Here is an 18,251-nt window from a genome sequence, read left to right as displayed (position 1 = left end):
TAGAAAGGGAAGAAATAGTGGTTGACGTAAATCGTTTTAAAAGTATGCAAATCACACTAGCTTCTCCAAGCAAAGTCCGTTCATGGTCTTATGGAGAAGTCAAAAAACCTGAAACAATCAATTACCGTACCTTGAAACCAGAACGTGAAGGACTCTTTGATGAAGTTATCTTTGGTCCTACAAAAGACTGGGAATGTGCTTGTGGTAAGTACAAACGCATTCGTTACAGAGGGATTGTTTGTGACCGTTGTGGGGTTGAAGTAACGCGTACGAAAGTTCGTCGTGAGCGTATGGGGCACATCGAATTGAAAGCTCCTGTATCTCACATCTGGTACTTCAAGGGGATTCCAAGCCGTATGGGCTTGACCCTCGATATGAGCCCTCGTGCCCTCGAGGAAGTTATCTACTTTGCGGCTTATGTGGTGATTGATCCCAAGGATACACCGCTTGAGCACAAGTCTATCATGACAGAGCGCGAATACCGTGAGCGCTTGCGTGAGTATGGTTATGGATCATTCGTTGCCAAGATGGGTGCCGAAGCTATCCAAGACCTTTTAAAACAAGTAGATCTTGAAAAAGAAATTGCTGAACTCAAAGAAGAGTTGAAAACAGCTACTGGACAAAAACGTGTCAAAGCAATTCGTCGTTTGGATGTTTTGGATGCCTTTTACAAGTCTGGAAACAAACCTGAATGGATGATTCTCAACATCCTTCCAGTTATTCCACCAGATCTTCGTCCAATGTTGCAGTTGGATGGTGGCCGATTTGCCTCATCTGACTTGAATGACCTTTACCGCCGTGTTATCAACCGTAACAACCGTTTGGCTCGTTTGCTTGAGTTGAATGCACCAGGTATCATCGTTCAAAATGAGAAGCGTATGCTTCAAGAAGCGGTTGACGCTTTGATTGACAATGGTCGTCGTGGTCGTCCAATCACAGGACCAGGTAGCCGTCCACTGAAATCATTGAGCCACATGCTCAAAGGGAAACAAGGACGCTTCCGTCAAAACTTGCTCGGTAAACGTGTTGACTTCTCAGGACGTTCCGTTATCGCCGTTGGTCCAACTCTTAAGATGTACCAATGTGGTGTGCCACGTGAAATGGCAATCGAGCTCTTTAAACCATTCGTGATGCGTGAAATCGTCGCTCGTGATATCGTGCAAAACGTTAAAGCGGCTAAACGCTTGGTAGAACGCGGAGATGAGCGTATCTGGGATATTCTTGAAGAAGTGATTAAAGAACACCCAGTGCTTTTGAACCGCGCACCGACCCTTCACCGTTTGGGTATCCAAGCCTTCGAGCCAGTCTTGATTGATGGTAAGGCCCTTCGCTTGCACCCACTTGTCTGTGAAGCCTACAATGCTGACTTTGACGGGGACCAAATGGCCATCCACGTACCGCTTTCAGAAGAAGCTCAAGCAGAAGCTCGTATCCTCATGCTAGCTGCTGAGCACATCTTGAACCCGAAAGATGGTAAACCAGTTGTTACTCCATCTCAGGATATGGTTTTGGGTAACTACTACTTGACCATGGAAGAAGCTGGTCGTGAAGGTGAAGGAATGGTCTTCAAAGACCGTGATGAAGCTGTCATGGCTTACCGTAATGGTTATGTTCACCTCCACTCACGTGTTGGTATTGCAACAGACAGCCTCAACAAGCCTTGGACAGAAGAGCAAAAACACAAGGTCTTGCTTACAACAGTTGGTAAAATCCTCTTCAACGACATCATGCCAGAGGGTCTACCATACTTGCAAGAACCAAACAATGCCAACTTGACAGAAGGCGTTCCAGCTAAATATTTCTTGCCACTTGGTGGAGATATCAAGGAAGCTATCAGCAATCTTGAACTCAACCCTCCATTCAAGAAGAAAAACCTTGGAAATATCATCGCTGAAATCTTCAAACGTTTCCGTACGACAGAAACTTCTGCCCTACTTGACCGTATGAAGAACCTCGGTTACCACCACTCAACTCTTGCAGGATTGACAGTGGGTATTGCCGATATCCCAGTCGTTGATGACAAGGCTGAAATCATTGAAGAATCACACAAACGTGTAGAACAAATCACAAAACAATTCCGTCGTGGTATGATCACAGACGACGAGCGTTACAATGCCGTTACAGCTGAATGGCGTGCTGCCCGTGAAAAACTAGAGAAACGTTTGATTGCCAACCAAGATCCTAAGAACCCAATCGTTATGATGATGGACTCTGGAGCCCGTGGTAACATCTCAAACTTCTCACAGCTTGCAGGTATGCGTGGTTTGATGGCGGCTCCGAACGGACGTATCATGGAATTGCCAATCCTTTCAAACTTCCGTGAAGGTTTGTCAGTACTCGAAATGTTCTTCTCAACTCACGGTGCGCGTAAAGGTATGACCGATACGGCCCTTAAGACAGCCGACTCAGGTTACTTGACTCGTCGTTTGGTTGACGTTGCCCAAGACGTTATCATCCGTGAGGACGACTGTGGAACTGACCGTGGTCTCTTGATCCGTTCCATCGCAGAAGGAAAAGAGATGATCGAGTCTCTCGAAGAGCGTCTCAATGGTCGTTACACTAAGAAAACCGTTAAACATCCAGAAACTGGTGCAGTGATTATCGGTCCAAATGAGTTGATTACAGAAGACAAGGCGCGTGAAATTGTCAATGCTGGTGTGGAAGAAGTGACTATCCGCTCTGTATTTACATGTAACACTCGTCATGGTGTCTGCCGTCACTGTTATGGTATCAACTTGGCGACTGGTGATGCGGTTGAAGTTGGTGAAGCAGTTGGTACAATCGCTGCCCAATCTATCGGGGAACCTGGTACACAGCTTACAATGCGTACCTTCCACACGGGTGGGGTTGCCTCAAATACCGATATCACTCAGGGTCTTCCTCGTGTCCAAGAAATCTTTGAAGCTCGCAATCCTAAAGGGGAAGCGGTTATCACAGAGGTGAAAGGACAAGTTACCGCTATCGAAGAAGATGCATCAACTCGTACTAAGAAAGTCTTTGTTAAGGGTGAAACTGGCGAAGGTGAATATGTCGTTCCATTTACAGCTCGTATGCGTGTAGAAGTTGGGGACCAAGTAGCGCGTGGTGCTGCTCTTACAGAAGGTTCTATCCAACCAAAACGCCTCCTTGCAGTTCGTGATGTCTTGTCAGTTGAAACTTACCTCCTCGGTGAAGTACAAAAAGTTTACCGTAGCCAAGGGGTAGAAATCGGTGACAAACATATCGAGGTAATGGTTCGTCAAATGATCCGTAAAGTCCGTGTCATGGATCCAGGTGACACAGATCTTCTCATGGGTACCCTCATGGATATCAATGACTTTACAGATGCTAACAAAGATGTCCTTATCGCAGGTGGAGTCCCAGCGACTGGTCGCCCAGTTCTTATGGGAATTACCAAAGCCTCACTTGAAACAAATAGTTTCTTGTCAGCGGCTTCCTTCCAGGAAACAACTCGTGTCCTTACAGATGCAGCCATCCGTGGTAAGAAAGACCATCTCCTTGGACTTAAAGAAAATGTTATCATCGGTAAGATCATCCCAGCAGGTACTGGTATGGCTCGCTACCGTAACCTTGAACCACATGCTATCAACGAAGAAGAATACCTTAATCCTCCAGTAGAGGAAGAAGGAAATGAAGAAACAACAGAAGTAGTTGTGGATACTGCCGTTGAAACTGTGGAAGAAACAGTAGAATAAAAGAGAATGAGAGAGCCTTCGGGTTCTCTCATTCTCTTTTCTGAAAACTTTCTCCATTTTTCCATGAAATATGGTAAAATAATACTCAATGAAAATCAAAGAGCAAACTAGGGAACTAGCCGCAGGTTGCTCAAAGCACTGCTTTGAGGTTGTAGATAGAACTGACGAAGTCAGCTCAAAACACTGTTTTGAGGTTGTGGATAGAACTGACGAAGTCAGTAACCATACCTACGGCAAGGCGACGTTGACGTGGTTTGAAGAGATTTTCGAAGAGTATAAAAGAAAGAAGCTGACAAAGGAGACAGGGATGGAACAAACATTTTTTATCATTAAACCAGATGGTGTAAAAAGAGGACTAGTAGGTGAAGTGTTAAAACGCATCGAACAACGTGGATTTACAATCGAAAAATTGGAGTTGCGTTCACAGGTTTCAGAAGAGTTGATTGACCAGCACTATCAGGACTTGGTTGGTCAGAGTTTTTACCCACCGATTCGTGAATTTATGACTTCGGGACCGGTTCTTGTAGGTATCATTTCTGGTCCCAAAGTAATCGAAACTTGGCGGACCATGATGGGGGCAACTCGTCCAGAAGAAGCTTCACCAGGAACTATTCGAGGTGATTTTGCAAAAGCTGCTGGAGAAAACCAAGCTATCCAAAATGTTGTACATGGATCAGATTCAGAAGAGTCAGCTAAGCGAGAAATTGCTCTTTGGTTTTAAGAGTGGATTGGATCAATCAATTGGTTAAAAGCTCAGTTAAATAGAAAGTATAGTCAATTAGTTTAAGACATGACGCATGATATCAAACTTTTTAGTCTTTGATATGGTGCGTTTTTTGATTAAGTGACTATTAGTTCGTCTCGCTCCGTTAGGTGCGAGACAAAAAAACACCCGCTATGCGGGTGCGCGTCGAAGGTTATACCCAAAAAACTCCAAACGCGATACAATAAAGGTGTTTAAGCCAATTGTAAAGCGAAAGGAGAAAAATATGGCACAAAGGCTCTTTTGTCCTGTTCTTGTTTCAATTGACTATATTTCTATACTTTTTCTTCCTTTATCAAGAAAAAGTTACCTCAATATTGATAAAGTACAATTCTAAATTAACTCCAATTATTGATTCATGATAATATTTCAGTAACTCATAGTGCAATTAAAAACAAGTATTTTTATTTCAGACGATCCATCGTGAACACTTCATCAGCCATCTCCCAAATTGCCGGATTATGTGTTGCGATAATGATTAGCCTATTATCATCTCGAAGAGATAGCAAAATCTCCATAATCAACTGAGAGGTTGCTGGGTCTATTGAAGCTGTTGGCTCATCTGCCAGAATAAAGGGTGGATTCTTTAAGATAATTTTTGCCAAGGCAACCCGTTGCGATTCTCCGCCCGATAACTCAAAGATGCGCTTATCTAGGTCAAGATAATCCAGGCCGACCTGTTCTAAAGCCTGCTTCTGCCTCAACCGCCGTTCCGCCCGACTCAACTTTTGACCAATGAGACCTAGCTTAAGGTTTTCTTCAATACTTTGGTTTTCAATTAAGCCAAAGTTCTGGAAGAGGTAGCCCAATTCGTGACGGAAAAAATCACTCGATTTATAATTGGCCAAGTCTTTACCTCGGTAAAAAATCGTCCCATCATAAGATTCTAATTTCCCAATCATGTTCATCAAGGTTGTTTTTCCGCTACCACTTGAACCAATTAAGGCATAGACTTTTCCAGCCTCAAATGTCATTGAAAGATTCGAAAATAACTCTCGTTCTCCAAAAGATTTACTCACCTGTTTAAGTTCAATCATATTAACCTCCCTTCAAAACAAGCATGGACATCTTGTTTTCTTTCTGCATTTGGACATGTAACTGTAAAAGAGATAGACCAGTAAAGAGTAACGAGACTAAGAAAGCAACTACTATCTCTACCATAAGAAATACACTCGCAACAAATCCCAGTAAAAACACACCCAGTTGAGCAAAGAGATAAGTGCGATGGATTTCTAAGAACCTGAGACCTGCAATGCGTTTGATAAAAATGGCACGTCTAAATTCTTCAAAGTAGAGCCTATTCATAGTGTTAAACAACAAGATTGAAGTTGCAATCCCAAGCACAGCTCCTGCTAGCATTACCCAATGTTCCCTCTGGATATTATCCAATAATGTGATGTAGTTGTGGTAACCTGTTTGCATTTCTGAGACCCAATTTTCAATGCCTTGTCTCTGGATAAGCTCCTGGGCATCAGACAATTGATTAAAGAGAACGTAGTTCTGTACTGCGTCTACCCAAAACACAATGGACTGTGGACCAGTTGATTGGGGTGTTATAACAATGATGATTGGATCTTTCAAAAACTGCTGGTAAGAAATAGGGGTCGTATTATACACAAATCGATCCTGACCTGATTCCAAATAACCTACCGTAGCAGTCATTTGCTGTCGTTCATCTTGACTAGACATGCGACTGGTTAAGTCGTCTTCAAAAACAGATTTATAATGTTCTTCCTCTGAACGGAGGTGTTCAGGTAGCAATAAGACAAACTCCCCTACATCAAGGTGATTCATCTTTTGCTTAATAGTTGTATCTACAGGAATGTTTTGACGCTCCAAGTATTGCGGTGTGACGATAAGGACATTGCCATTCGGGTTGTAATCGTGCCATTCTGTAGAGGTTATAAAGTTTTTGGAGGAAGCCATGCCATTTTGCAAAGTACGGTCAATTAACTGGTGTCTAGATAAGAAAGCCTTTTGTTCTGAAACAGCCAGATCCATCAATTGATACCAAGTTCTGAGTTTCCTTTGAGCTTGTTCATCAAAACCAGGACTCGTTCCTTCACGGCTGATTGATAGGGTAATCAGTTGCCTTTCCTGGCTCCAAGCCTCTTGTCCAATCCGATGCTGTTGCCAGGCTTGGGAATACTTTAAGCTACTCCCTATTCCCAGCGTTACAATAATAATCGCTAATAGTTGACCGATTAAAATCAAACTAATGATTCCTCTGACAGGCACTTGCCCTTTTATAATCTGCATCAGGTGTATCTTTTTTATCCCAACTGCGAAGAGTTGAGCGAAAAACAGGGAGATCAACAACAAGATGAGATTATAACTGAGCAAGCCTTCTCCTATGGTCATTAGGGATTGCGTTGGAAGCGACAGAATTTTTTGCATAAGAATGGCGAGCACGCCAGCTAAACTGAAACCAACAGCTATCCCTTTCAAATCCTCACCAACTGGTCTAAGGAAAATGGACCACCGTTTCTCTCCTGAAATGAGGCGAATGCCCGACGACCGTAATTGGCTAATTTGACTAATTAAAGTCAGTGCTCCAAAGGTTAAGATGAAAATCAATAAACTGATTAACTGAAATCCGTTACTAAAGATAGCCATTAACGTAGATAGTTTAGATGGAATTGTCAGGTGCATGTTAGTCAAGCCAAGTTGACTTAGCTCCTCCCTTAGCAAGTGAATATCTAGGTTTCCATCGAATACAAAATAGTTTGTTTCAACACTACTACTTTGAGCATCTTCTAGATTTTTTTCCTGTAGCCCATCAGGCAACTTTCCGTCCCCAAAGGTCGTATAAGAAAACACTGGAGTACCTTCTGAGTTAGGATCTTGGTGTTGAATCGCAATAAAGCTATCCGTTTCTTCTGCTAGTTTTTCCAAGCGTGTAGCAACATGCTGAAAAGTTGTTTCAGGGGAAGAATCACGTACAACAACGTTGGGGTAATAATAGGAGACATATGTATCAGTCCAAATGGTAAATACCCAAACAAAGAACAAACTAGCAAGCAGGTTGGATATGAGTATAAATAATTTTTTCATAGTGCATTCCTTATTCTAAAACAGAGAGCAGAAATACCCCTGCTCTCTATAAAATAACAAGCTTACTAAACTATTGATAAAAGAATCTTCTTCAATTATTCTTTACTATCCCGCATCAAATTTTTAACATATTATTCCTCCTATGAATGAAATATTATGAAAATGAGCGAAATGCAACTACATATTTTAATTAGAAATCTCAGTCTGAATTATAGTATCCTATTTTTCCCTCCTTTCTAACTGCATGTTCCTTTCTACAGACAGAGACCTAATTTTATAAACCAATCTTAAATACTTTAGACTTTGTAACTCATAATTTTCAACAGTTGGTTAGCTATGAAAGCATTTTATCAAACATCTCCATTCTTATATCTATCTGGTATTGTTACAAGCTCTCATCAGAATACCTTTCTCTAAATAGTTGAATTTTAAAGTAATACGAAATCAATCAGTCTTCCCAACATCAAGACCATTGGACTTCTTTTGTGATTGGACTCGAATCTCCAATCGTTTATTCTTCTGAATAAAATGTTGGTAAGGAATTGTGTTACTAAACGTAAAAACATCTAGTAATGCTAATATAGCTAATTTTTGAATTCCACGATTTTTCTTCATTCGTGAAATCCTTTTCTTTTTTATTATCCTTATTTTAACAGATATATTTTATTTAGCCAAGCATTTTTATGTAATTTTTGACTTTTTTTTTATTTATTGCCATAAAGAATTTTTTATTTCTTTAACTTGCTATTTTGAACTAAAAATTTTATAATGAAATTAAGCAAATAGGAAGGTTTATTATCTTTAATGAATACACTCGCAGAGAAATTCAGATTGAAAAGAAAAGAGTTAGGTCTCTCCCAACAAACTCTTGCAGAAGGAATTTGTGAACAAAGCCAGATTAGTAAAATTGAGAGAGGGCATTTCATTCCCTCCGCAGACCTTTTGTTCAAACTCTCACAACGACTCGAAGTACCATTAGATTATTTTTTTAATGAACAAATTGAAATTAAATCTAACCTCTCTAATTTCAAGCAATTATCTGCTCTCCTATTAGATGACAGAAATTATGACAATTTGGAATATATTTATAGAATAGAGATTGAACGAAGTACTTTTCTAACACTAGAAGACCGAACTTACCTTGAGTGGATTAAAGCTATTATTGACTTCTATCAATATGACAGTAAGTGTGAGGCTATTTCTTCATTGGAAAATATATTATTAAAAGTCTCCTCAAATACTCTGATTTATTTAAAGGTATTGAATACTCTATCTAATTTCTATTCCTTAGTGGGTCGTGAACAAGAATATGAGGCAAACTACTCTCATTTAATGGAGTTATATCAGACAAAAAATTTTGAGCATCAAGAGTTTTTATTTGGCTACATCAGAGTTCGTTACAACTACGCTCACTACCTAGTATCAAAGGAAAAATATAATGAAGCTATCCAAGAAGCTCTTGAGACGATTGAACTCTGTAAACAAAGACAGACAAGCTACCAACTGGCTCCTCTACTTATTCTTGTAGGAAATGCTGGAGCCAAATTTCTAGACAAAGAACAAGTCAAAAATTATTATATAGAGGCAAAAGAGTTATGTAAGATTTATAACAATCCTTTAATGTTGATGAAGATAGAAAATTATTTGAAGGAATTAGATACTGTTTAGTTAATCTTGACATTATAGTTTTTCTGAAACGTTAAATAACCTGTAAGGCTGATAGTGAAATGAATACTATCAGCCTTATTTCAAGTTTATATTCTTCGAAAATCTCTTCAAACCACGTCAGCTCTATCTGCAACCTCAAAACAGTGTTTTGAGCAATCTGTGGCTAGCTTCCTAGTTTGCTCTTTGATTTTCATTGAGTAGTAGTCTCTCATGTTTGTTTAGCGTCTTAAAAAGACATTTGAGAAGATTAGAAACAGTTCTCTCTTTTCTCCTAGTATAATGATTGGTAGGAAGGGAGAGAAAAGATGAAATCAATGAGAATCTTATTTTTGTTAGCTTTAATTCAAATCAGTTTGAGTAGCTGTTTCCTATGGAAGGAATGCATCTTGTCCTTTAAACAAAGTACAGCTTTTTTCATCGGAAGTATGGTCTTCGTTTCAGGAATCTGTGCTGGAGTAAATTATCTTTATACCCGTAAGCAAGAAGTTCATAGTGTCCTAGCCAGTAAGAAGTCGGTGAAGCTTTTTTACAGTATGTTACTCTTAATTAATTTGTTAGGAGCTGTCCTTGTCTTGTCAGATAACTTGTTCATCAAAAATACGTTGCAGCAAGAATTAGTTGACTTTTTATTGCCATCCTTCTTTTTCCTATTTGGACTAGATTTGCTGATTTTTTTACCCTTGAAAAAATACATGCGCGATTTTCTTGCTATGCTAGACAGAAAAAAGACAGTGTTGTTGACTATTTTAGCAACACTTCTCTTCTTAAGAAATCCAATGACCATTGTCTCACTTCTGATTTATATTGGACTGGGTTTGTTTTTTGCAGCCTATCTTGTCCCGAATTCTGTTAAAAAGGAAGTTTCCTTTTATGGTCATATTTTCCGAGATCTTGTATTGGTCATTGCTACGCTCATTTTCTTTTAGAGAAAGCCTGTTTTTATGGATGTTATGATGGTAAGTTTAGCAGGAAAATAGACACAAAAGAAAAGTTTTTGGTATAATAAGAGTATGTACACAAAAAATGAAGAAGAGTTGCAAGCCTTAGGGGAGCGTTTGGGTCATCTATTAGAAAAGAATGATGTTTTAATCTTAACTGGAGAACTGGGTGCAGGTAAAACGACTTTTACTAAAGGACTTGCTAAAGGTTTACAGATTTCTCAAATGATTAAAAGTCCCACCTATACTATCGTAAGAGAGTATGAAGGGTGTCTTCCGCTTTTCCATTTAGATGTTTATCGTATTGAAGGAGATGCGGATTCTATCGATTTGGATGAGTTTCTCTTTGGTGGCGGAGTGACTGTTATTGAGTGGGGAAATCTCTTAGGAGATGCCTTGCCAGATACTTATTTAGAGTTGGAAATTCTAAAAGAAGAAGACGGTCGCCGTTTAAATTTTCAGGCAAAGGGTTTGCGTGCAGAAAAACTCTTGGAGGAGCTTCAACATGGAGTATGAATTGCTCATTAGAGAAGCAGAGCCTAAAGATGCAGCTGAATTAGTGGCCTTTTTAAATCGTGTGAGTTTGGAGACAGACTTTACCAGCTTAGACGGAGATGGTATTCTCTTGACCAGTGAGGAGATGGAAGTATTCCTCAACAAGCAAGCTAGTTCGGACAATCAGATAACCTTACTTGCATTCTTAAATGATAAAATTGCTGGTATTGTAAATATCACAGCTGACCAGCGTAAGAGAGTTCGTCATATTGGAGATCTCTTTATTGTGATTGGAAAAAGATATTGGAATAATGGCTTGGGAAGTTTGTTGCTAGAAGAAGCGATAGAGTGGGCACAAGCAAGTGGCATTCTGCGTCGTCTCCAACTGACTGTCCAAACTCGTAATCAGGCTGCAGTTCATCTTTATCAAAAGCATGGCTTTGTCATTGAAGGTCGCCAAGAGCGTGGGGCATATATAGAAGAAGGGAAATTTATCGATGTTTACTTGATGGGTAAACTGATCGATTAGTAGAAATATGGTTAAAAAAATTATTGGAATGGTGCTAGCTTTACTTTCTGTAACTGTAGTAGGAGCAGGTATTTTTGCTTATACTATTTATCAACAAGGGACAGAAACCTTAGCTAAAACCTATAAAAAAATCGGCGAAGAAACCAAGGTTATTGAAGCGACTGAACCTTTGACCATTCTGTTAATGGGGGTTGATACTGGAAATGCTGAACGAACTGAAACTTGGGTCGGTAGAAGTGATAGCATGATCTTGATGACAGTGAATCCTAAAACAAAAAAACAACGATGATGAGTTTAGAGCGGGATATTCTGACCCGCATTGAATCAGGGAATGGTCAGGCTCATGAAGCGAAACTGAATTCAGCATATGCAGATGGTGGAGCAGAGCTTGCTATAGAAACCATTCAAAAAATGATGAATATCCATATTGATCGCTATGTGATGGTCAATATGAAAGGGTTGCAAAAACTAGTGGATGCAGTAGGTGGTATTACAGTCAATAATACCCTAGGTTTCCCAATTTCTATCAGTGACCAAGAAGAATTTAATACCATTTCTATCGGTGTTGGGGAGCAACATATTGGGGGAGAAGAAGCCCTAGTCTATGCACGAATGCGTTACCAAGATCCTGAGGGGGATTATGGTCGTCAAAAACGTCAACGTGAAGTTATTCAAAAAGTCATGGAAAAAGCTCTCAGTTTAAATAGCGTTGGTCATTATCAAGAGATTCTAAAAGCTTTGAGTGACAATATGCAGACCAATATTGATTTGTCTGCAAAAAGTATCCCTAACTTGCTAGGCTATAAAGATTCATTTAAAACCATTGAAACTCAGCAGTTGCAGGGTGAAGGAGAGATGCTTCAAGGTGTTTCTTACCAGGTTGTTTCGAGAGCCCATATGTTGGAAATGCAAAATCTACTCCGACGTTCTTTGGGACAAGAAGAAGTTACCCAGGTCGAAACCAATGTTGTCTTATTTGAAGATTTGTTTGGACGGGTGCCTGTTGGTGATGGAGATAATCAAGAACAAGGTGTCTTTGTAACAAATGAAGTAGAATAGTTCATTTGTTGGTAAAAATAAAAAATCAATCGTAGGAAAATTCCTGCGATTTTTTCAAAAAAATACGAATAGATAGGTAGGAGGAAACATGAAAGCAGAAATCATTGCTGTTGGAACAGAGATTTTGACAGGACAGATTGTCAACACCAATGCACAGTTTTTATCGGAAAAACTAGCAGAGATTGGGGTAGATGTTTATTTTCAGACGGCTGTAGGAGACAATGAAGCTCGTCTCTTGTCTTTACTTGAGATTGCCAGTCAACGTAGCAGTCTGGTGATTTTGACAGGCGGTTTGGGGCCAACTGAGGACGATTTGACCAAACAAACTCTAGCTAAATTTTTAGGGAAAGAATTAGTCTTCGATCCTCAGGCTCAGGAAAAGTTGGATGTCTTTTTTGCCCAGAGACCAGACTATGCACGAACACCGAATAATGAAAGACAAGCTCAAATTGTAGAAGGGGCGATTCCACTCCCAAACGAAACAGGACTGGCTGTGGGAGGCATGTTAGAAGTCGATGGAGTGACCTACGTTGTCCTTCCAGGTCCACCAAGTGAATTAAAGCCTATGGTTTTAAACCAACTTCTACCTAAGTTGATGACGGGGAGCAAGCTGTATTCCCGAGTTCTTCGTTTCTTTGGAATTGGCGAGAGCCAGCTGGTGACGATTTTGGCTGATTTAATTGATAATCAGATCGATCCGACCTTGGCACCTTATGCCAAGACAGGAGAGGTAACCTTGCGTCTGTCAACAAAGGCTAGCAGTCAAGAAGAGGCGAATCAAGCGCTGGATATTTTGGAACATCAAATCTTGAATCGCCAGACCTTTGAAGGACTTTCTTTACGAGACCTTTGTTATGGTTATGGGGAAGAGACTAGTTTAGCCAGCATTGTGGTAGAGGAACTGAAAAAACAAGGGAAAACCATCACGGCTGCAGAGAGTTTGACGGCTGGTCTTTTCCAAGCTAGGGTAGCGGATTTTTCGGGTGCTTCAAGTATATTTAAGGGGGGTTTTGTAACCTATAGCTTGGAGGAAAAATCAAAGATGTTGGATATTCCTGTCAAGGATTTGGAAGAACATGGTGTGGTGTCTGAATTTACAGCTCAGAAGATGGCTGAGCAGGCACGAAGCAAGACCCAATCTGATTTTGGAATTAGTTTGACTGGAGTAGCAGGACCAGATAGCCTAGAAGGGCACCCAGCTGGGACAGTCTTTATAGGCTTGGCTCAAGAGCAAGGAACTGAGGTTATCAAGGTGAATATTGGAGGCAGAAGTCGAGCAGATGTACGACATATTGCGGTTATGCATGCTTTTAACCTAGTTCGCAAGGCTTTATTAAGTGACTAACTTTTGATATAATAGTAGATAGGTCTGAGGACTATTAGAATGTAGGAGAATAGAATGGCGAAAAAACCAAAAAAATTAGAAGAAATTTCAAAAAAATTCGGGGCTGAACGTGAAAAAGCCTTGAATGACGCTCTTAAACTGATTGAGAAGGACTTTGGTAAAGGATCCATCATGCGTTTGGGTGAACGTGCCGAGCAAAAGGTGCAAGTGATGAGCTCAGGTTCTTTGGCTCTTGACATCGCCCTTGGTTCAGGTGGTTATCCTAAGGGACGTATCATCGAAATCTATGGACCAGAGTCATCTGGTAAGACAACGGTTGCTCTTCATGCAGTTGCGCAAGCGCAAAAAGAAGGTGGGATTGCAGCCTTTATCGATGCGGAGCATGCTCTTGATCCAGCTTATGCTGCGGCCCTTGGTGTCAACATTGACGAATTGCTCTTGTCGCAACCAGACTCAGGAGAGCAAGGTCTTGAAATTGCAGGAAAATTGATTGATTCAGGTGCAGTTGATCTTGTCGTAGTCGACTCAGTTGCAGCCCTTGTACCTCGTGCGGAAATTGATGGAGATATCGGAGATAGCCACGTTGGTTTGCAGGCTCGTATGATGAGCCAGGCCATGCGTAAACTTGGTGCTTCTATCAATAAAACCAAAACAATTGCCATCTTTATCAACCAATTGCGTGAAAAAGTTGGGGTCATGTTTGGAAATCCAGAAACAACACCTGGCGGACGTGCTTTGAAATTCTATGCTTCAGTCCGCTTAGATGTTCGTGGTAATACACAAATTAAGGGAACTGGTGACCAAAAAGAAACCAATGTCGGTAAAGAAACTAAGATTAAGGTTGTAAAAAATAAGGTAGCTCCACCGTTTAAGGAAGCCGTAGTTGAAATTATGTACGGGGAAGGAATTTCTAAGACTGGTGAACTCTTGAAGATTGCAAGCGACTTGGATATTATCAAAAAAGCAGGGGCTTGGTATTCTTACAAAGATGAAAAAATTGGGCAAGGTTCTGAGAATGCTAAGAAATACTTGGCAGAGCACCCAGAAATCTTTGATGAAATTGATAAGCAAGTCCGTTCTAAATTTGGCTTGATTGATGGAGAAGAAGCTTCTGTAGAAGGTGTTAAAACTAAAAAAGATGAAGCAGTTCAAGCAGATTCTGTGAATGAAGAAGTCACCCTTGACCTAGGTGATGAACTTGAAATCGAAATTGAAGAATAATACTCTTCGAAAATCTCTTCAAACCACGTCAGCTTCACCTTGCCGTACTCAAGTACAGCCTGCTGCTAGCTTCCTAGTTTGCTCTTTGATTTTCATTGAGTATAAGCTGTTAAAGTAGTGGAGAAATCCACTGCTTTTTCGATTCTTTGTTCAAGATTTCAGATTGCCTATAGTTTGCTGTTTCTTGTCGCTCCTCTAGAAAGCTGATATAATAGCCTTATGAATAAAAAACGAACAGTGGACCTGCTACATGGTCCGATTCTTCCCTCGCTCTTAAGCTTCGCCTTCCCAATCTTGCTATCAAATATTTTTCAACAGCTCTATAATACTGCTGATGTCTTGATTGTTGGCCGTTTTCTTGGACAAGACTCCTTGGCTGCAGTAGGGGCGACAACAGCGATTTTTGACTTGATTGTAGGTTTTACTCTTGGTGTTGGCAATGGCATGGGAATTGTCATTGCCCGCTATTATGGGGCTCGAAATTTCACTAAAATAAAGGAAGCAGTAGCCGCCACCTGGATTTTAGGAGCTCTGTTGAGTATTGTAGTGATGCTGCTGGGCTTTCTTGGTTTGTATCCACTCTTGCAATACCTAGATACCCCTGCTGAAATCCTCCCTCAGTCCTATCAATATATTTCTATGATTGTGACCTGTGTCGGTGTTAGTTTTGCCTATAATCTCTTTGCAGGTTTGTTGCGATCTATTGGTGACAGTCTGGCAGCTCTGGGATTTCTGATTTTTTCTGCCTTGGTTAATGTGGTTCTGGATCTCTATTTTATTACGCAACTGCAACTGGGAGTTCAGTCCGCAGGACTTGCTACCATCATTTCGCAAGGTTTATCAGCGGTTCTCTGTTTTTACTATATTCGCAAGAGTGTTCCAGAACTTCTACCTCAGCTGAAACATTTTAAATGGGACAAGGCCTTATACGCCGATCTCTTGGAGCAAGGTTTGGCTATGGGCTTGATGAGTTCAATTGTATCTATCGGTAGTGTGATTTTACAGTCTTCTGTTAATACCTTTGGTGTAGTGATTATTAGTGCCCAGACGGCAGCTCGACGCATTATGGCCTTCGCCCTTCTTCCCATGACCGCTATTTCTGCATCAATGACGACCTTTGCCTCTCAGAATCTTGGGGCTAAGCGACCAGACCGCATTGTTCAAGGTCTTCGAATCGGTAGTCGTTTAAGTATATCCTGGGCAGTTTTTGTTTGTATCTTCCTCTTTTTTGCCAGTCCAGCCCTGGTTTCTTTCTTGGCCAGTTCGACTGATGGATACCTGGTAGAAAATGGCAGTCTCTATCTGCAAATCAGCTCAGCCTTTTATCCTATTTTGAGTCTCTTGTTGATTTATCGCAATTGTTTGCAGGGTTTGGGGCAAAAAGTCCTTCCGCTGGTTTCTAGCTTTATCGAACTAATCGGGAAAATCGCTTTTGTGGTCTTGATTATTCCTTGGGCAGGATATAAGGGTGTTATCCTTTGTGAACCTCTTATCTGGGTTGCCATGACTATCCAACTGTATTTCTCACTGTTTCGTCACCCCTTGATAAAAGAAGGTAAGGCCATCTTGGCAACCAAAGCGCTCTCCTAGCTGTATTTGCTAAATAAAATCTATTTCCTCTAGTGAAAATCGAAAAAACTTGTGCTGTCATCTTTAGTTTGGTCTTGAAAATAGTTTAACATACTTTTGACTTCTTTTATATGATATAATAAAGTATAGTATTTATGAAAAGGACATATAGAGACTGTAAAAATATACTTTTGAAAAGCTTTTTAGTTTTGGGGGTTGTTGTAGATAGAATGCAGACCTCATCAGTCCTATTTACAGTGTCAAAATAGTGCGTTTTGAAGTTCTATCTACAAGCCTAATCGTGACTAGGATTGTCTTCTTTGTAAGGTATAAATAAAGGAGTTTCTAGCTCTGGATTGTAAAAAATAAGTTATTTTAATTGATAAGGAGTAGAATATGGAAATTGATGTGAGTAAATTAAGAACAGATTTGCCTCAAGTCGGCGTGCAACCATATAGGCAAGTCCATGCCCATTCCACAGGCAACCGTAACTCAACGGTGCAAAATGAGGCTGACTACCATTACAGAAAAGATCCTGAATTGGGCTTCTTTTCTCACGTAGTCGGTAATGGTCGTGTTATGCAGGTAGGACCTGTTGATAATGGTGCCTGGGACGTTGGGGGCGGTTGGAATGCAGAAGGTTATGCACAAGTTGAACTGATTGAAAGCCATGAATCAAAAGAAGAGTTTCTGATTGACTATCGTCTCTATATCGAACTCTTGCGCAATCTAGCGGTTGAAGCTGGTATACCGAAAACACTTGATACAGACGACTTGGCAGGTATCAAGACACACGAATATTGCACCAATAACCAACCTGACAACAACTCAGATCACATTGACCCCTATCCTTATCTTGCCAAATGGGGTATTAGCCGTGAGCAGTTTAAGCAGGATATTGAAAACGGCTTGACGATTGAAGCAGGATGGCAACAGAACGATACTGGCACCTGGTATGTACACTCAGACGGTTCTTATCCAAAAGATAAGTTTGAGAAAGTCAATGGTACCTGGTATTACTTCGACGGCTCAGGCTATATGCTTGCAGACCGCTGGAAGAAGCACACAGACGGAAATTGGTATTGGTTTGACCAGTCAGGCGAAATGGCGACAGGCTGGAAGAAAATCGCTGAGAAGTGGTACTATTTCGATGGAGAAGGTGCTATGAAAACAGGCTGGGTCAAATATAAGGAGACTTGGTACTATCTTGATAGTCAAAATGGGGATATGGTTTCTAATGCTTTTGTCAAATCAAATGATGGCTGGTATTACCTCAAAGAAGATGGCACGATAGCAGACAGACCAGAATTTAGTATAGAACCTGACGGTTTGATTACGATGAAGTAGTTTTTTGGTGAAGGGTAGCAAATTTAACAAGAAATCATGATAGTAACAAGGTTATTGGTAAGGGAGAAGCGGCTTCTATTTCCTTAGCGAAAAAGCATAATGGGATATTAGGAAGTAATAACCTAAGAGATGTTGAACCATATGTAGAAGAATTTTCTTTAGAACATATGACGACAGGAGATATACTGGTTGAAGCGTTTAAAGCGCAATTTATTACTGAACAAGAGGGCAATCATATCTGGAATAATATGCTTAAAAAGAGAAGGAAAATTGGGGCGGATTCTTTTTCAGACTATCTTCGTGGAAGTGTTCATCAAAATAGACAAAAATAAATTTGGATAAATCGAACTCACTATTCAGTAGGCATATGAGCACTTCGAAGAAGAAAAGTGTCAAATTGAGCCTATAAGAGTAGAAATGACCTACATAGGGGATGAGAGAAAAGTTGTCCTTGAAGTTTCCCTGAACTATCAGTCGCATATCAAACGATATGTAGGGTGATGTGAGAGGGGATAGCGAGTAGTTTTTAGTTGTTTTATCAAAAAGCTTGTATTTTATCATACAGAAT

The 18,251-nt window shown here is 40.4% G+C and carries 13 protein-coding genes and 2 pseudogenes; 12 read left to right on the top strand and 3 right to left on the bottom strand.

Annotation, left to right across the window (positions count from 1 at the left end; all coding sequences use genetic code 11):
• Positions 1-17 precede the first annotated feature (17 nt).
• Complete coding sequence (gene rpoC / locus SMIDD28_RS07235) at positions 18-3,695, top strand: DNA-directed RNA polymerase subunit beta' (RefSeq protein WP_000228746.1); 3,678 nt, start codon at positions 18-20, stop codon at positions 3,693-3,695.
• Between the two features lie 307 nt (positions 3,696-4,002).
• Entirely contained in the window at positions 4,003-4,416 is a 414-nt protein-coding gene (gene ndk / locus SMIDD28_RS07225; protein WP_061425590.1) for a nucleoside-diphosphate kinase, read from the top strand.
• Positions 4,417-4,862: 446 nt separating this feature from the next.
• Here ndk and SMIDD28_RS07220 read toward each other — a convergent pair whose 3' ends face one another.
• The 3 genes from SMIDD28_RS07220 to SMIDD28_RS07210 all read right to left on the bottom strand — a co-directional run bounded on the left by SMIDD28_RS07220 (position 4,863) and on the right by SMIDD28_RS07210 (position 8,127).
• The gene (locus tag SMIDD28_RS07220) at positions 4,863-5,495 is read right to left on the bottom strand and encodes an ABC transporter ATP-binding protein (RefSeq protein WP_061425438.1); all 633 of its coding nucleotides are present in this window, start codon (positions 5,493-5,495) and stop codon (positions 4,863-4,865) included.
• Between the two features lies 1 nt (position 5,496).
• A complete protein-coding gene (locus SMIDD28_RS07215) occupies positions 5,497-7,512 on the bottom strand; it encodes a DUF1430 domain-containing protein (RefSeq protein ID WP_061425437.1) in 2,016 nt (671 codons plus the stop codon).
• Positions 7,513-7,956: 444 nt separating this feature from the next.
• On the bottom strand, positions 7,957-8,127 hold the full coding sequence (locus SMIDD28_RS07210) for a PhrA family quorum-sensing system peptide (RefSeq protein WP_061425436.1): 171 nt from the start codon (positions 8,125-8,127) through the stop codon (positions 7,957-7,959).
• Positions 8,128-8,316: 189 nt separating this feature from the next.
• Between SMIDD28_RS07210 and SMIDD28_RS07205 the strand changes: the two genes are divergently transcribed.
• The 10 genes and pseudogenes from SMIDD28_RS07205 to SMIDD28_RS12505 form a co-directional block, all read left to right on the top strand.
• Positions 8,317-9,180, top strand: coding sequence for a helix-turn-helix domain-containing protein (locus SMIDD28_RS07205; protein WP_061425435.1), 864 nt, complete (start codon positions 8,317-8,319; stop codon positions 9,178-9,180).
• A 305-nt stretch (positions 9,181-9,485) separates the two neighbouring features.
• Entirely contained in the window at positions 9,486-10,106 is a 621-nt protein-coding gene (locus SMIDD28_RS07200; RefSeq protein WP_061425434.1) for a hypothetical protein, read from the top strand.
• A gap of 84 nt (positions 10,107-10,190) precedes the next feature.
• The gene (gene tsaE, locus SMIDD28_RS07195; RefSeq protein ID WP_061425433.1) at positions 10,191-10,634 is read left to right on the top strand and encodes a tRNA (adenosine(37)-N6)-threonylcarbamoyltransferase complex ATPase subunit type 1 TsaE; all 444 of its coding nucleotides are present in this window, start codon (positions 10,191-10,193) and stop codon (positions 10,632-10,634) included.
• Positions 10,624-11,142, top strand: coding sequence for a GNAT family N-acetyltransferase (locus SMIDD28_RS07190; RefSeq protein WP_061425432.1), 519 nt, complete (start codon positions 10,624-10,626; stop codon positions 11,140-11,142). The genes tsaE and SMIDD28_RS07190 overlap by 11 nt, the downstream gene beginning before the upstream one ends.
• Before the next feature lie 7 nt (positions 11,143-11,149).
• Positions 11,150-12,201, top strand: a pseudogene (brpA, locus tag SMIDD28_RS07185) (biofilm formation/cell division transcriptional regulator BrpA).
• An 88-nt stretch (positions 12,202-12,289) separates the two neighbouring features.
• Positions 12,290-13,546 (top strand): competence/damage-inducible protein A, encoded by a 1,257-nt coding sequence (locus SMIDD28_RS07180; RefSeq protein WP_061425431.1) that lies wholly within the window; start codon positions 12,290-12,292, stop codon positions 13,544-13,546.
• Between the two features lie 54 nt (positions 13,547-13,600).
• Complete coding sequence (gene recA, locus SMIDD28_RS07175; RefSeq protein WP_061425430.1) at positions 13,601-14,767, top strand: recombinase RecA; 1,167 nt, start codon at positions 13,601-13,603, stop codon at positions 14,765-14,767.
• 219 nt (positions 14,768-14,986) lie between these two features.
• Positions 14,987-16,357 carry an MATE family efflux transporter gene (locus SMIDD28_RS07170; RefSeq protein ID WP_061425429.1) on the top strand — a complete coding sequence of 457 codons (1,371 nt, stop codon included), beginning with the start codon at positions 14,987-14,989 and terminating at the stop codon, positions 16,355-16,357.
• A gap of 375 nt (positions 16,358-16,732) precedes the next feature.
• Positions 16,733-17,683, top strand: a complete 951-nt coding sequence (locus SMIDD28_RS07165) for an N-acetylmuramoyl-L-alanine amidase (protein ID WP_061425428.1) — start codon at positions 16,733-16,735, stop codon at positions 17,681-17,683.
• A gap of 20 nt (positions 17,684-17,703) precedes the next feature.
• A pseudogene (locus SMIDD28_RS12505) lies at positions 17,704-17,889 on the top strand (hypothetical protein); the annotation flags it as partial.
• Positions 17,890-18,251 lie beyond the last annotated feature (362 nt).

This window comes from Streptococcus mitis (assembly GCF_001579045.1).
Lineage (GTDB): Bacteria > Bacillota > Bacilli > Lactobacillales > Streptococcaceae > Streptococcus > Streptococcus mitis_D.
Note: the sequence above shows the minus strand (reverse complement) of the source record. Positions and strands in the feature narration are given on the sequence as shown.